This window comes from Streptomyces sp. NPDC005393 (genome assembly GCF_040606675.1).
In the GTDB taxonomy this organism is placed as follows: domain Bacteria; phylum Actinomycetota; class Actinomycetes; order Streptomycetales; family Streptomycetaceae; genus Streptomyces.
On the sequence record NZ_JBEXFG010000004.1, the window covers coordinates 75,742 to 91,157 of the forward strand.

Annotated in this window: 12 protein-coding genes and 2 tRNA genes; 10 read left to right on the forward strand and 4 right to left on the reverse strand. The window is 68.6% G+C overall.

Annotated features, from left to right (window positions below; genetic code table 11):
* Positions 1 to 602: 602 nt before the first annotated feature.
* Positions 603 to 797, forward strand: a complete 195-nt coding sequence (locus tag ABZS71_RS06210; protein WP_355848307.1) for a hypothetical protein — start codon at positions 603 to 605, stop codon at positions 795 to 797.
* 74 nt (positions 798 to 871) lie between these two features.
* Here ABZS71_RS06210 and ABZS71_RS06215 read toward each other — a convergent pair.
* A tRNA-Gly gene (locus ABZS71_RS06215) sits at positions 872 to 945 on the reverse strand.
* 181 nt (positions 946 to 1,126) lie between these two features.
* On the opposite strand from ABZS71_RS06215, the gene ABZS71_RS06220 reads away from it, so the two are divergent.
* The 5 genes from ABZS71_RS06220 to clpX all read left to right on the forward strand — a co-directional run bounded on the left by ABZS71_RS06220 (position 1,127) and on the right by clpX (position 5,888).
* Positions 1,127 to 1,203, forward strand: a tRNA-Pro gene (locus ABZS71_RS06220).
* Between the two features lie 153 nt (positions 1,204 to 1,356).
* Entirely contained in the window at positions 1,357 to 2,814 is a 1,458-nt protein-coding gene (gene tig / locus ABZS71_RS06225; RefSeq protein ID WP_356207951.1) for a trigger factor, read from the forward strand.
* A 275-nt stretch (positions 2,815 to 3,089) separates the two neighbouring features.
* Positions 3,090 to 3,704 (forward strand): ATP-dependent Clp protease proteolytic subunit, encoded by a 615-nt coding sequence (locus ABZS71_RS06230; protein ID WP_355848301.1) that lies wholly within the window; start codon positions 3,090 to 3,092, stop codon positions 3,702 to 3,704.
* A 61-nt stretch (positions 3,705 to 3,765) separates the two neighbouring features.
* Complete coding sequence (locus ABZS71_RS06235) at positions 3,766 to 4,422, forward strand: ATP-dependent Clp protease proteolytic subunit (protein ID WP_355848377.1); 657 nt, start codon at positions 3,766 to 3,768, stop codon at positions 4,420 to 4,422.
* A 179-nt stretch (positions 4,423 to 4,601) separates the two neighbouring features.
* Positions 4,602 to 5,888, forward strand: coding sequence for an ATP-dependent Clp protease ATP-binding subunit ClpX (gene clpX, locus ABZS71_RS06240; protein ID WP_355848298.1), 1,287 nt, complete (start codon positions 4,602 to 4,604; stop codon positions 5,886 to 5,888).
* A 100-nt stretch (positions 5,889 to 5,988) separates the two neighbouring features.
* On the opposite strand, the gene ABZS71_RS06245 is transcribed toward clpX, so the two are convergent.
* From ABZS71_RS06245 to ABZS71_RS06255, 3 genes are read right to left on the reverse strand one after another with little or no spacing between them, the layout of a single operon-like run.
* Positions 5,989 to 6,837: a hypothetical protein gene (locus ABZS71_RS06245; protein ID WP_356207952.1), complete on the reverse strand. Its 849-nt coding sequence runs from the start codon at positions 6,835 to 6,837 to the stop codon at positions 5,989 to 5,991.
* A gap of 56 nt (positions 6,838 to 6,893) precedes the next feature.
* A complete protein-coding gene (locus ABZS71_RS06250; RefSeq protein ID WP_356207953.1) occupies positions 6,894 to 7,886 on the reverse strand; it encodes a hypothetical protein in 993 nt (330 codons plus the stop codon).
* Between the two features lie 52 nt (positions 7,887 to 7,938).
* A complete protein-coding gene (locus ABZS71_RS06255) occupies positions 7,939 to 8,862 on the reverse strand; it encodes a hypothetical protein (RefSeq protein WP_356207955.1) in 924 nt (307 codons plus the stop codon).
* A 120-nt stretch (positions 8,863 to 8,982) separates the two neighbouring features.
* Here ABZS71_RS06255 and ABZS71_RS06260 point away from each other — a divergent pair, with 120 nt between their 5' ends.
* From ABZS71_RS06260 to ABZS71_RS06275, 4 genes are all read left to right on the forward strand, one after another.
* Positions 8,983 to 11,616 (forward strand): valine--tRNA ligase, encoded by a 2,634-nt coding sequence (locus ABZS71_RS06260; protein WP_356207957.1) that lies wholly within the window; start codon positions 8,983 to 8,985, stop codon positions 11,614 to 11,616.
* Between the two features lie 166 nt (positions 11,617 to 11,782).
* Entirely contained in the window at positions 11,783 to 13,237 is a 1,455-nt protein-coding gene (locus ABZS71_RS06265) for a penicillin-binding protein 2 (RefSeq protein WP_356207958.1), read from the forward strand.
* A 249-nt stretch (positions 13,238 to 13,486) separates the two neighbouring features.
* On the forward strand, positions 13,487 to 14,998 hold the full coding sequence (locus ABZS71_RS06270; protein ID WP_356207959.1) for a folylpolyglutamate synthase/dihydrofolate synthase family protein: 1,512 nt from the start codon (positions 13,487 to 13,489) through the stop codon (positions 14,996 to 14,998).
* 1 nt (position 14,999) lies between these two features.
* The gene (locus ABZS71_RS06275) at positions 15,000 to 15,353 is read left to right on the forward strand and encodes a DUF4233 domain-containing protein (protein ID WP_356207961.1); all 354 of its coding nucleotides are present in this window, start codon (positions 15,000 to 15,002) and stop codon (positions 15,351 to 15,353) included.
* Positions 15,354 to 15,416 lie beyond the last annotated feature (63 nt).

Consider the following 15,416-nt stretch of genomic DNA (forward strand, 5'->3'; position numbering starts at 1 on the left):
CTCCCACCAGGAACTGAGGGAAAGCACCCGGGACCGCACTGCGCGTAGGGGAGTCATGGCAGCGTGGAACATCCGAGGCACGATAGCGCTGAAACCTGTATTCCGTAAAACCTCGTTCAGTTCTTTGCCAGTAATAGCTTCCGCGACTCGGCCGATAGTCGGCCCTTATGGAGTCGACAAAACGATCTCCTCGCCCTGCGGGGCGGCGCGGACTGCCCGTTCTGCCGTGTTTCATCCTGTTTAAATGGTGCATTTGCCCCGCAGGAGGCGCAAGCGGAATGTCTGATTCATTGATGTTTTGTCACCCGGTCGAGCGACCGCCGGACGAATTCCCAATTCCCGCACGGGCTATCGGATCAGGTCGGAATTCCACCCCCGCGTGCCTCCTCGAATTGTGGCAGGCATCACCCGTGCCTGTTTGTGTGAAGGATTCCGGGGCGGGTAGCGGCAGGGTGGGTTTCGTGTGCACTGATGACTGGAGGTCGCTCCACCCGGCTGCTGTACGGCGGGAGTTGATGGCACGATGGTGCCGCGGGGGTGTGCGAGGTCGCGTGCTTCCGGGGCCGGGGTAGACATGTGCGACCGAGGGTGTGTGATCAGTTGTGGCCATTTCCCTGTCATTGGTGCTGCTGGTGGGCATCATCCTGGTGCTGATGATCCGCAATGGACAGGTGAAGTGGGGGCCGGCCCTCGTCGCGGCGCTCTTCGGCTTCCTGTTGGCCTCATCCGACCTCGCGCCGGACATCCAGCACTTCCTCGACTCGGTCGCGAGCTCCATCAGCGACGTAGACATCTGACCCGGCCCTCGGGGCGGCCCCGGGAATGCGAACGGCCCGGCTCGGGGAGTTCCCCGGGGCCGGGCCGGACGTCGTGGAGCGGGCGACGGGAATCGAACCCGCGTAGCCAGTTTGGAAGACTGGGGCTCTACCATTGAGCTACGCCCGCGCGTGCCGCGTACGGGGTGGATGGCCGGTCGCCCGGTCCCACACGCACAGGCATGATCGCCCGAGCCGCGGCACGGGATGCATCGTAGCGGGTCCGGGCCGTTCCCTGCACACCCTTGCCCACCAGTCGAATAACCGGCAGCCGGGGTGTCCCCGGGCATGTACCCTACGTGTCGCACCGACGGGGTGTGGCGCAGCTTGGTAGCGCGTCCGCTTTGGGAGCGGAAGGTCGTCGGTTCGAATCCGGCCACCCCGACCATCACAAACATCAAGATCGCATTGTGGGGCCCGTCATGCTTGCGGTTACTATGCAAGCTGCGCGTCTGTGTCTTTTCTCCCGGACGCCATCCGCTGCGACGCAACAGCGCACCGCAGCAGAACACCACACGTCAGCCCCCAAGGAGACCGAACCGTGAAGAGCGCCGTGGAGAACCTGAACCCGACTCGGGTTCGGCTCACTGTCGAGGTGCCCTTCGAGGAGCTCAAGCCCAGCCTCGACGCGGCGTACAAGAAGATCAACCAGCAGGTCACGGTGCCTGGGTTCCGCAAGGGCAAGATCCCGGCCCGTATCATCGACCAGCGCTTCGGCCGCGGCGCGGTACTGGAGGAGGCCGTCAACGACGCGCTCCCGAAGTTCTACACCGACGCGGTCAACGAGGGCGAGCTGAACCCGCTCGGCCAGCCCGACGTCGACATCACCGAGCTCAAGGACAACGAGCTGCTGGCGTTCACCGCCGAGGTGGACATCCGCCCGAACGTCGAGATCCCGGACTACTCCGGCATCGAGGTCACCGTCGACTCCGTCGAGGTCTCGGACGAGGACATCGACGCGTCGATCGAACAGTTGCGCGAGCGCTTCGCCACCACCACCCCGGTCGAGCGCGCCGCCGCCGAGGGCGACATCGTCGTGATCGACCTGGAGGCCAAGGTCGACGGCGAGGTGCTGGAGGACGGTGTCGCCGAGGGCGTCACCTACACCATCGGCTCCGGTGAGCTGCTCGAGGGCATCGACGAGGCCGTGACCGGCCTGGAGGCCGGTGGCTCCGCCACCTTCACCTCCGAGCTCAAGGGCGGCTCCGCCCAGGGCAAGGAGGCCGAGGTCTCGGTCAAGGTCACCGAGGTCAAGGCCCGCGAGCTGCCCGAGCTGGACGACGACTTCGCCCAGCTGGCCAGCGAGTTCGACACCCTCGAGGAGCTGCGCGCCGACAGCCGCAGGCGCCTGGAGCAGTCGAAGAAGTTCGAGCAGGCCACCCAGGCCCAGGAGAAGGTGCTGGAAGCCCTGCTGGCGCTGGTCGAGGTGCCGATCCCCGAGAAGCTCCTCGAGGACGAGATCCAGACCCGTAAGCACAACCTGGAGCACCACCAGCTCGGCCAGATGGGCCTGAACCTCGAGTCCTACCTGCAGATGCAGGGCAAGACCGCCGAGGAGTTCGACGCCGAGCTCAAGGAGCAGGCCGAGAAGGGCATCCGGACCCAGTTCGTCCTCGACGAGCTGGTCAACAAGGAGAAGCTGTCCGTCGGCCAGGAGGAGCTCACCGAGCACCTGATGCGCCGTGCGCAGTCCTCCGGTATGAGCCCGGACCAGTTCGCCCAGGCCGTCGTCGAGGGCGGCCAGGTGCCGATGCTGGTCGGCGAGGTTGCCCGCGGCAAGGCGCTGGCCGTCGTGGTCGAGGCCGCCACGGTCGTCGACGACAAGGGCCAGACCGTGGACCTCGACGACGAGGACGAGACCGGCGAGACGGTCGAGGCCACCACCGAGGCCACCGAGGCCACGGAAGCCGCTGAGAGCGCCGAGGAGCCCGCAGCGGCCGAGGCCGCCGCCGAGGCGCCCGCGGAGTCCCAGGGCGAGCAGGACAAGGCCGAGGGCTGATCCCACCGGCTCCCCAGCCCGTACGAACGGGCCCGAACGTCTGTACGCGTCCGGGCCCGTTCGTGTTCCGCGATGTCCTCCGAATGCCGGAACCTGCGCTCAGAGCGAACAGTTCCTGATGCGGGATGGCGCCCGCCGACCAGCGCGTTAGGGTCCGTAGATACGAGGGCAGGGGAGTCTCGCAAGCCCGCCGGAGCGCACCGGCGGCCACGCTCCCGCGCCCAAGAGAAGACGCTGAGACGGCCAGTCGCCGTCAGAGACGAGCAGGTGGATACGTGACGAATACGATGCCTTCCGCCGCCGGCGAGCCGACCATCGGTGGCCTCGGCGACCAGGTCTACAACCGGCTGCTCGGTGAGCGGATCATCTTCCTCGGCCAGCAGGTCGACGACGACATCGCCAACAAGATCACGGCGCAGCTGCTCCTGCTCGCCGCCGACCCGGACAAGGACATCTACCTCTACATCAACTCTCCGGGCGGCTCGATCTCGGCCGGCATGGCGATCTACGACACCATGCAGTACATCCAGAACGACGTGGTCACCATCGCCATGGGCCTCGCGGCCTCGATGGGCCAGTTCCTGCTGAGCGCCGGCACCCCAGGCAAGCGGTTCGCGCTGCCGAACGCCGAGATCCTGATCCACCAGCCCTCCGCGGGCCTGGCGGGTTCGGCCTCGGACATCAAGATCCACGCCGAGCGGCTGCTGCACACCAAGAAGCGGATGGCGGAGCTGACCGCCTTCCACACCGGTCAGACGGTCGAGCAGATCACCCGCGACTCCGACCGCGACCGCTGGTTCTCCGCCGAGGAGGCCAAGGACTACGGCCTGGTCGACGACGTCATGACGTCCGCCTCCAGCGTTCCGGGCGGGGGCGGCACCGGGGCCTGAGTCCCGCCGTCCCGTAGCCGACCTCCAGCCCTCAGATCGCCACAGGATGGTGAAGACCCAGATGAACACCTTTTCCGGCAGCGGCCAGTACACCGGCCCGATGGCCGAATCCCGCTATGTCGTCCCGCGCTTCGTCGAGCGCACCTCCCAGGGCATCCGCGAGTACGACCCGTACGCGAAGCTCTTCGAAGAGCGGGTGATCTTCCTGGGCGTCCAGATCGACGACGCCTCGGCCAATGACGTCATGGCGCAGCTGCTGTGCCTGGAGTCGATGGACCCGGACCGCGATATTTCGGTCTACATCAACTCGCCCGGCGGCTCGTTCACGGCGCTGACCGCCATCTACGACACGATGCAGTTCGTCAAGCCCGACATCCAGACGGTCTGCATGGGCCAGGCGGCGTCCGCCGCGGCCGTCCTGCTCGCCGCCGGGACGCCCGGCAAGCGGATGGCGCTGCCCAACGCCCGTATCCTGATCCACCAGCCGTACAGCGAGACCGGCCGCGGCCAGGTCTCGGATCTGGAGATCGCGGCCAACGAGATTCTGCGGATGCGCTCGCAGCTCGAGGAGATGCTGGCCAAGCACTCGACCACGCCGATCGAGAAGATCCGTGACGATATCGAGCGGGACAAGATCCTGACCGCCGAGGAGTCGCTGTCGTACGGTCTTATCGATCAGATCGTCTCGACCCGTAAGACCTCGGTCGGCCTCGGCTGAGCACCGGTGACATCGGCCCCCTTGGATCGAGTCGGTCCAAGGGGGGCCCGAACCGGGGGCCCGGCAAGGTACCGTCATAGAGGGCTGGGGGCCAGCCCCCGGAAACAGACGCAGAAAGCGCAGCGCAAGCACCCGGATCCGCGGAGCAAAGCGGATCCAAGGCGAAGGGGAAGCACCTCGTGGCACGCATCGGTGACGGCGGCGACCTGCTCAAGTGCTCGTTCTGCGGGAAGAGCCAGAAGCAGGTGAAGAAGCTCATCGCGGGCCCGGGTGTGTACATCTGCGATGAGTGCATCGATCTCTGCAACGAGATCATCGAGGAAGAGCTCGCCGAGACCTCCGAGGTGCGCTGGGAGGAACTCCCCAAGCCGCGTGAGATCTATGAGTTCCTCGAGGGCTATGTGGTCGGCCAGGAGCCCGCCAAGAAGGCGCTCTCCGTCGCCGTCTACAACCACTACAAGCGGGTCCAGGCGGGCGAGAACAGTGGCAACAGCCGCGACGACGGCATCGAGTTGGCGAAGTCCAACATTCTGCTGCTCGGCCCCACCGGCTCCGGCAAGACGCTGCTGGCGCAGACCCTCGCCCGGATGCTCAACGTCCCCTTCGCCATCGCCGACGCGACCGCGCTCACCGAGGCGGGCTATGTCGGCGAGGACGTGGAGAACATCCTCCTCAAGCTGATCCAGGCCGCCGACTACGACGTCAAGAAGGCCGAGACGGGCATCATCTACATCGACGAGATCGACAAGGTGGCCCGCAAGAGCGAGAACCCCTCGATCACCCGTGATGTCTCCGGCGAGGGCGTGCAGCAGGCGCTGCTGAAGATCCTGGAGGGGACCACGGCGTCGGTGCCGCCGCAGGGCGGCCGGAAACACCCGCACCAGGAGTTCATCCAGATCGACACGACGAACGTGCTGTTCATCGTGGGCGGTGCCTTCGCCGGTCTGGAGAAGATCATCGAGTCGCGGGCGGGTGCCAAGGGTATCGGCTTCGGCGCCACGATCCGCTCCAAGCGCGAGATCGAGGCGAGCGACCAGTTCCAGGAGGTCATGCCCGAGGACCTGGTGAAGTTCGGAATGATTCCGGAGTTCATCGGCCGTCTCCCGGTCATCACCTCCGTCCACAACCTGGACCGTGAGGCGCTGCTGCAGATCCTGGTCGAGCCGCGGAACGCGCTGGTCAAGCAGTACCAGCGGCTGTTCGAACTCGACGGTGTGGAGCTGGACTTCGACCGCCCGGCCCTGGAGGCCATCGCCGACCAGGCGATTCTGCGCGGCACCGGCGCGCGCGGCCTGCGCGCCATCATCGAAGAGGTGCTGATGTCGGCGATGTACGAGGTGCCGTCCCGTAAGGACGTGGCCCGGGTCGTCATCACCGAGGACGTCGTCCACTCGAACGTCAATCCGACGCTCGTTCCGCGCACCCGCGGCACCGAGCCGGGCGAGCGGCACGAGAAGAGCGCGTAGGCGCCTCGCACAGCGCATACGAAGAGGGCCCCGGATTCCGGGGCCCTCTTCGTGCCGTACGCGCCCTGAGGGCGTCCTGTGGCGCCCTGGGCGGCCTTCCTCAGGCGGGCTCGCGGGTGTCCTTGTAGATGCCCGCGGTCGTCTTGGCGAAGGCTTCCATGTCGGCGTCCGACACGGAGGTGTGCTCCGCGTTGACGTCCAGCACCATCGCCGCGTCCGTCTTCTCCGCCCAGGTGCAGGCCGGGGCGTAGATCCGGTCGTAGAGCTTCACGACCTCGCAGTCCACCGCCGGGCCGTCCGCGCCGTCGGGCCGGAACCGCTTCCGCTTCTGTTCGACGGTGGGGGAGCCCTCGCCGTTCTCGAACCCCTTGAACATCTCGTCCTGGACCTTCTCGGGGTCGCTGATCTCGCCGTACATACCGGAGAAGGCGAGCCCCGAGTTCTCGTCGTCGGACCGCTTGTACTGGGCCAGCACGGAGGTCGCGCCCTTCGGCATGCTCTCCTGCACGCTGGTGCCCTCGTTCTTGAGGTCGTCCGTGCCCTTGTCCAGGGTGTACGTGCCCTTGTCGAGCGTCTTGGGGGTGATGAGCTTCATCGCCTTCGGGCTGTCGTCACCGCCGCTCAGGACGACGGCGCCGGTGACGATCGCACCGGCCACCACGAGCCCGGCCGCCGTGATCGCGATGATCTTGGTCCGGTGCCCGCCCCCGCCGGCCGCGGGCGGCGCGGGGTACGGGGGCCGGCCGTAGGGGCCCTGCTGCTGCGGGTAGCCGTACGCCTGCGGGGGCTGCGCCTGCGGATAGCCGTAACCCGGCGGCTGGGCGTACGGATTGGGCTCCGCGGGCGGCTGCTGCCCTCCGCCGTACGGATTGGGCTGGGCGCCCCCGTACGGGCCGGGCCCGCTGCCGCCGTACGGACCCGACGGCGGCGGTGGCTGGTGGTAGCTCATGGGTGTGGAGTCCCCCTCCGGGGTGCTGCGGCCTGTGAACTGGGCGGCCCGAGCCGCTACTTGATCTCGACGCGCGCGTCGCTGCGGACCTTCGCGGTGATCTCCCCGGCCTGGTCGAGCGTCAAGCCCTTGCCGGTGAGCGCGGACGCCGTGTCGGAGACGACCACATAGCCCACGGTGCTGTGGTCGCCCCACATGCAGATCGGGATGGTGAAGCCCTTGCCGCCGGGCCCGCCGCTCGCGCTGGAACCGGTACCGGGGGTGAACTTCGTGTTCTGGCACTTCATCACGGCGTTGTCGAGTCCGCTGGGGGACACCTTCTCCGGGCTTCCCACCAGTTCGGCCTTGGCGCCGCTGCCGGCCGACGGGTCGTCCGCGGCCTCCTTGGCTATCTTCGCGAAGGCTCCGTCGACGACCGCCTCGGGGTCCTTCACCTCGCCCCAGACGCCCTTGAACTCCAGGGCCTTCGCGGTCATGCCCTGGCCCGACTTGTAGCTGGCGCCCGTGCCCTCCGGGTTGGTGACCCCGAACTTGGCGAAGTCGTCCTTGTCGGACGAGCTGAGCGAGCCGCCGTCGGTGCCGGAGCCCTCCTTCGTGTACTCGCCGGCCACGGTCTGCGGCGTGGTGAGCTTGTAGCGCTTGCCGTCGTCGGCGACCTTGGCGCTGCCGCCGTCGTCCCCGCCCTTGAACAGCAGGACGCCGCCGACGACCGCGGCCACCAGGACCACCGCCCCGATCGCGATGGCCAGGCTCTTCTTGTTGCCGCCGCCCTGCCCCGGGCCCGGCTGGTAGGGGCCCGGCATGCCCGGCTGGCCGTAGGGGGGCTGCTGGCCGTAAGGGGCCGCGGGCTGACCGTAGGGGCCCGCGGGCTGCTGCGGCTGCTGCGGGTAGCCGTACCCCGGCTGCGGCGGCTGGCCCTGCGGCGGCTGGCCGTACGGGCCGGGCTGCTGCGGGTAGCCATAGCCGGGCTGGCCGGCGGCACCGCCCTGGCCGTAGGGACCCGGCTGCTGGGGCTGCTGGCCGTAGGGGCCCGGCTGGTTGTAGCTCATGTTTTTCCCTCGTTCGACATATTCTGATGTGTTGCTGTTCGCCGGTTTCGGGCTAGCTGCCGATCTCGACGCGCGCGTCCTTGCGCACCTTGGCCGTGACATCGGCGGCGTCCTTCAGGGACATGCCACCGCCGATGACCGCGGCCGCCGGGTCCGCCATCACGGTGACGCCCAGAGTGTTCTCATCGCCCCAGACGCACGCGGGGGCCTCCATGGATCCCTGATCCGAGGTGAACTTCAATGCCTGACACTTCAGGACATTCCCGTCGAAACCGTCCGGCGAGAACTGCTCGGGACTGCCCTTGGCCTGGGCGGTGCCGTTGTCCTGCAGCGTCTTGACGATGACCGCCAGGGCGAGGTCCGCGCCCCGCTCGGGGTCGGTCACCTCGCCCCAGACACCGGTGAACTTCAGCATCTCCTTGCCGGAGGTCTGGTAGTCGGCCGCCACCAGATGCGGATCCTTGACGACCGGGACCTGCTGGAGATCCTTCTTGCCCGCGGCGGACAGATCGCCGTCGTCGGTGCCCGAGCCCTGGCGCTGGTACTCCCCGGCGACAGTCTTCGGCGTCGTCAGCTTGTACGGGCCGCTGTCACCGGCGAACAGCGCGAACGCGCCCCCCGTCAGCGCTCCCACCACCACCAGCGCGCCGACCGCGATCCCGATCGTCCTGCCCTTGCCGCGTCCGCTGGTCCCCGGACCCACCGACGGCGCCGGCGGCTGCGGCCCGCCGTAGTACTGCGGCCCCGGCGGCTGCTGGGGTCCGGGCGCCTGCTGCGGCCGGCCGTAGGGGCTCGCGGGCCCGCCGTACGGGCCGCTCCCGCCGTACGGGTTGGGCTGGGCGTAGCCCCCCTGCGGCGGCTGCCCGTAGCCGGGCTGCTGCGCGTACGGGTTCGGCACCGGCGGCTGACCGGCGCCGTACGGTCCCGGCTGCCCCCCGTAGGGACCGGGCTGCGGCGGCGGCTGCTGATGGCTCATCGTGCCTCTCCTTGATGCGCATGACAGGTGCGCAACATCCTTCCCGACGCGCCCGGGTGCCTTTGCCCCGGGGCCACAACGGGTTCGTAACGGAGTGCCGCCGCCCTTTAGACTGCGGTCGTGACCGAGAACTCTTCGCAGCGCCCCGACAGCGGGCCGAACAGCCACCCCGAACTGCCGACCCAGTACGCGCCGGCCGATGTAGAGGGGCGGCTGTACGAGCGCTGGGTAGAGCGCGGTTACTTCGAGGCGGACGCGAAGAGCGGCAAAGAGCCCTACACCATCGTCATCCCCCCGCCCAATGTGACCGGGTCGCTCCACCTCGGCCATGCCTTCGAGCACACCATCATCGACGCGCTCACCCGGCGCAAGCGGATGCAGGGCTACGAGACGCTCTGGCAGCCCGGTATGGACCACGCCGGTATCGCCACGCAGAACGTGGTCGAGCGCGAGCTGGCCAAGGAGGGCGTCTCCCGCCACGACCTGGGCCGCGAGGCGTTCGTCGAGCGCGTGTGGCAGTGGAAGGCCGCGTCCGGCGGGCAGATCTCCGGCCAGATGCGGCGCCTGGGCGACGGCGTCGCCTGGAACCGCGAGCGCTTCACCATGGACGAGGGGCTGTCCAAGGCCGTCCAGACCATCTTCAAGAAGCTCTACGAGGATGAGCTGATCTACCGCGCCGAGCGCATCATCAACTGGTGCCCGCGCTGTCTCACGGCCATCTCCGACATCGAGGTGGAATACCAGGACGACGACGGCGAGCTGGTCTCGATCCGGTACGGCGAGGGCGACACGTCCATCGTCGTGGCGACGACCCGCGCCGAGACGATGCTGGGCGACACCGCGGTCGCCGTCCACCCCGACGACGAGCGCTACCGCCATATGGTCGGCACCGAGATCGAGCTGCCGCTCACCGGCCGCCGTATTCCGGTCGTCACCGACAGCCACGTCGACCCGGAGTTCGGCACCGGCGCGGTCAAGGTCACCCCGGCCCACGACCCGAACGACTTCGAGATCGGGCAGCGCCACGGCCTGCCGAACCTGACCGTCATGGATGAGCACGCGGTCATCACCGCCCACGGTCCCTTCCAGGGCCTGGACCGGCTGGAGGCGCGCAGCGCCATCGTCGGCGCGCTGCGCGCCGAGGGCCGGATCGTCTCCGAGAAGCGCCCGTACGCCCACTCCGTGGGCCACTGCTCGCGCTGCAAGACGACCATCGAGCCGCGGCTGTCCATGCAGTGGTGGGTCAAGGTCGGGCCGCTGGCCAAGGCCTCGGGTGACGCCGTCCGCGAGGGCCGGGTCACGATCCACCCGGAGGACATGTCGAAGCGCTACTTCGACTGGGTCGACAACATGCACGACTGGTGCATCTCGCGCCAGCTGTGGTGGGGCCACCGGATCCCGGTCTGGTACGGCCCGAACGGCGAGGTCGTGTGTGTCGGACCGGACGAGGAGCCGCCGAGCGGCGAGGGCTGGACCCAGGACAGCGACGTCCTGGACACCTGGTTCTCCTCGGCCCTGTGGCCGTTCTCCACGCTCGGCTGGCCCGAGCGGACCGAGAGCCTGGAGAAGTTCTACCCGAACTCGGCCCTGGTCACCGGCTACGACATCCTCTTCTTCTGGGTCGTCCGGATGATGATGATGGGCCTGTACGCCATGGACGGCACCCCGCCGTTCCACACCATCGCCCTGCACGGCATGGTCCGTGACCAGTTCGGCAAGAAGATGTCCAAGTCCTTTGGGAACGCGGTCAATCCGCTGGACTGGATGGACACCTACGGCTCCGACGCCGTCCGCTTCACCCTGGCCCGGGGCGCCAACCCCGGGGTGGACGTCCCGATCGGCGAGGACTGGGTCCAGGCGTCCCGTAACTTCGCCAACAAGATCTGGAACGCGACGCGCTTCGCGCTGATGAACGGTGCGACGGTCGAGGGCGAACTGCCCGTGCCCGAGCGGCTTTCGGCGACCGACCGCTGGATCCTGTCCCGGCTGAACCAGGTCGTCGCGGACGTCGACGCGTACTACGACGACTACCAGTTCGCGAAGCTCTCGGACACGCTCTTCCACTTCGCCTGGGACGAGGTCTTCGACTGGTACGTCGAGCTGTCCAAGACCACCTTCCTCAAGGGCGGCGCGGAGGCCGAAGCCTCGCGGCGCGTCCTCGGCGAGGTCCTGGACGTCACGCTGCGGCTGCTTCACCCGGTGGTCCCCTTCGTCACCGAGAAGCTGTGGACCTCGCTGACCGGGCAGGAGTCGGTCGTCATCGCCGACTGGCCCGGGGACAGCGGCTTCCGGGACGAGGCGGCCGAGCGGGAGATCGAGAACCTCCAGCAGGTGGTCACCGAGGTCCGCCGGTTCCGCGCCGACCAGGGGCTTCAGCCCGGCCAGCGGGTCCCGGCCCGGCTGGAGCTGTCGGGCACCTCGCTCGCCGCCCACGAGGACGCGATGCGCTCCCTGCTGCGCCTCCAGCCGGCCGGTGAGGGCTTCACCGCCACCGCCTCGCTGCCGGTCGCGGGTGCGACCGTGGCGCTCGACCTGTCCGGCGCGATCGACATCGAGGCCGAGCGCAAGCGGCTGGCCAAGGATCTCGCCGCGGCCGAGAAGGACAAGGCGCAGACGACGGCGAAGCTGTCCAACGAGGGGTTCCTGGCCAAGGCGCCCGACCATGTCGTGGACAAGATCCGTACGCGCCAGGCGACCGCCGAGGCCGACATCGCCCGGATCACCGCCCAGTTGGCCGCGCTGCCCAAGGGCTGAGCCGAAGGGCTGAGACCCTGAGACCCACGAAGCGCCCCCGCCGCATGCCGGCGGGGGCGCTTCGCGTCATATCTCACAGTCGCCGCACAGGAATGCCCCGCAGGAACCAAACCCTGCCTTCCGGGAGTTATCTGCCCGTACGTCCCGGAAGGAGCTCCACCCCTCTATGAACAAGCCCCTGCGGAACGCCTCCGTGTTCTCCCTGCTGCTCGTGCTGGCCCTGCTCATCTGGGTCACCTATGTCCAGGTGGCGAGAGGGAGCAGCCTCCGGGACAACCCGCACAACAGCCGGACGGCCATCTCCCAGTACGCGGGCCCGCTGGGCAACATCCTGGTCGGCGGCAAGCCCGTCACCGGCTCCGCCGCCACCACGGGCAGTCTGAAGTACAAGCGGACGTACACCGACGGGAAGCTTTACGCGCCGGTCACCGGATACGCCTCGCAGTCGTACGGCAGCAATCAGCTGGAGGCGCTGGACCGGGGGGTCCTCGACGGCTCCGACAGCCGGCTGAAGAATCCGCTCCAGGCGCTGACCCGGGAGCGGTCCAAGCCCGGCGATGTGATCACCACGATCGACCCGGCCGCGCAGAAGGCCGCGTACAACGGGCTGGGGAACAAGACCGGCGCGGCCGTGGCGATCGACCCCAAGACGGGCGCGATCCTCGCCCTGGCCAGCACGCCCTCCTACGACCCTGGCTCCTTCGCGGGCTCCTCCACGGCCGACGGGAAGGCATGGAGCGCGCTGCAGAAGAAAAAGATGCAGCCCATGCTGAACCGGGCCCTGCGCCAGACGTATCCGCCGGGCTCGGCCTTCAAGCTGGTGGTCGCCGCCGCGGCGCTGGAGGACGGGCTGTACTCCTCGGTGGACGAGCCGACCAAGAGCCCGGATCCGTACCGCCTGCCGGGCACGACCACCGATATGCACAACGAGAACAGGTCGGCGCCCTGTGAGAACGCGACGCTACGCACCGCCCTGCAGTACTCCTGTAATACGGTCTTCGCGAAGATGGCCGTGGACCTGGGCCAGTCCAAGGTGGCGGCGCAGGCCGAGAAGCTGGGCTTCGACGACTCCAAGCTGGACATTCCGGTGCGCGCCGCGAAGAGCCTCTACCCGCACGGTATGGACCGGGCGCAGACGGCGCTGAGCGGTATGGGCCAGTTCGATGTGACCGCGACCCCGCTGCAGATGGCGATGGTCGCCTCGGCCATCGCCGAAGACGGCAAGCTGATGACCCCGTACGAGGTCGACCGCACCACCGATGGCAACGCGTCCGCGCTGGACCGCACCGGGACCAAGACCTACAGCCAGGCGATGTCCAAGGACACCGCGACCGAGCTCCGGTCCGCGATGCGGACGGTGGTGGAGAAGGGCACCGGCACCAACGCGAAGATCCCCGGGGTGACGGTGGGCGGCAAGACCGGCACCGCCCAGCACGGCGAGAACAACAGCGCCAACCCGTACGCGTGGTTCGTGAGTTACGCGGATGACGGCAGCGGCCACAAGGTCGCGGTCGCGGTGGTGGTCGAGGACAGCGACGCGGCGCGCGCCGATATCTCCGGCGGCGGCCTGGCCGGGCCGATCGCCAAGTCGGTCATGAAGGCCGCGCTCCCCGGCGAGTGAGCCGAAGGGGCGCGCCGCTGTCGAAAGGGAGAGCGCGCGGAGGCCGCGAGGGCTCCCATCGCTATGCGGCTACCGCCGCGCGAGTGGCCGAGCACGGTCGGCTGGGCAGGGGGAGGCTGGAGCGCCCCGGAGGCGAACCGAGCCCTGAAAAAGGGGGGGCCGAGCACGGTCGACTGTCGACAGCGACTCGAGCGCCCCGGAGGCGAACCGAGCCAGGAAAGAAACAGGGTGCCTCGTAGACTGGACGGCGTGAGCGAGCGCCCCCAGAACGAATCCGACGAATCCGACGAATTCGAAGAGATCGTCGGAGCCGAGACCGACCGTGACCCCGATCTGGCGGTGATCGAGGCCGGCAGCCGGACGCTGCGCGCGCAGTCGGGGCCGCCGCAGGGGGACGGCATCCCGGCCCGGCCGGCCGACCCCGAGGTGGACCGCGCCCTGCGCGAGGTGGAGACGGAGCTGGCCAAGCGCTGGCCGGAGACCAAGCTCGACCCCTCGCTGGTGCGGATCGAGTCGTTGATGGACATCCTCGGCTCGCCGCAGCGGGCCTACCCCTCGATCCACATCACCGGGACGAACGGCAAGACCAGCACCGCCCGCATGATCGAGTCGCTGCTGGGCGCCTTCGATCTGCGCACCGGCCGCTATACGAGCCCGCATGTGCAGTCCATCACCGAACGGATCAGCCTGGACGGGTCGCCGATCTCCGCCGAGCGGTTCGTCGAGACATACCAGGATATTCAGCCGTATATCGATATGGTCGACGGCCAACAGGAGCACCGGCTGTCCTTCTTCGAGGTGCTCACCGGTATGGCGTACGCAGCCTTCGCGGACGCGCCGGTGGATATCGCGGTGGTCGAGGTCGGCATGGGCGGCTCCTGGGACGCCACCAATGTGATCGACGCGGGCGTCGCCGTGATCATGCCGATCTCCCTGGACCACACCGAGCGGCTCGGCACCACTCCGGAGCAGATCGCCACGGAGAAGGCCGGGATAGTCAAGCAGGACGCCACCGTGGTGCTCGCGCAGCAGCCGGTGGAGGCCGCCTCCGTGGTCCTCAAGCGCGCGGTCGAGGTGGACGCCACGGTCGCCCGCGAGGGCATGGAGTTCGGCGTGCTCTCCCGTGAGCAGGCGGTCGGCGGGCAGCTGCTGACGCTGCGCGGCCTCGGCGGTGAGTACCCCGGCATCTTCCTCCCGCTGTACGGCGCCCATCAGGCGCATAACGCGGCGGTGGCGCTGGCCGCCGTCGAGGCGTTCTTCGGGATCGGCACCCAGCATGCCCGCACGCTGGACCTCGAGACCATCCGCTCCGCCTTCGCCTCCGTCACCTCGCCCGGCCGTATGGAGGTCGTGCGCCGCAGCCCCACCGTGGTGCTGGACGCCGCGCACAACCCGGCGGGCGCGCGGTCCGCGGCCGAGGCCGTCACCGAGGCGTTCGGCTTCAGCCGGCTGGTCGGTGTGGTCGGGGCGAGCGACGACAAGGACGTCCGCGGCCTTCTGGAAGCCTTCGAGCCGATTTTCGCCGAGGTCGTGGTGACCCGTAATTCCAGCCATCGCGCGATGGACCCGGACGCGTTGGCCGCGATCGCCGTCGAGGTTTTCGGCCCCGACCGGGTACAGGTCGAGCCGCGGCTTGACGATGCCCTGGAGGAGGCGATCACCCTTGCGGAGGAAGAGGGCGAATACTCCGGCGCGGGTGTGCTGGTGACCGGCTCGGTGATCACGGTCGGCGAGGCCCGGCTGCTCCTGGGGAAGGGCTGATATGCGAACGCTGTGCGCCTCCACTCTGATCGGCGAGTTCTTTGTGATCGGCTTCGCCGGGCTGGTCGCGATGAAGATGTCCGATCTGTCGATGGGCACTGTCTGGACGGTCTGCGGCGTCGCCATGGCGCTGTGTGTGCTGCTGTGCGGCGCGCTGAGCCGTCCCGGGGCGGTGCAGATCGGCTGGGCCCTCCAGATCGGCCTGGTGCTGAGCGGCTTCATCGTCACCACGATGTTCTTCCTCGGCGTGGTCTTCGCCGCTCTGTGGTGGGCCTCCGTTTACTTCGGCCGCAAGGTCGACGAGGCGAAGGCGCGGTTCGCCGCGTCCTCCGCTCCCTCCGCTGACGCTGCGTAACGTGGGCCACGTTCACCCATGTAGCCTCTGCGACACAGCTTCACCCGCACGCCACTTCCCTAA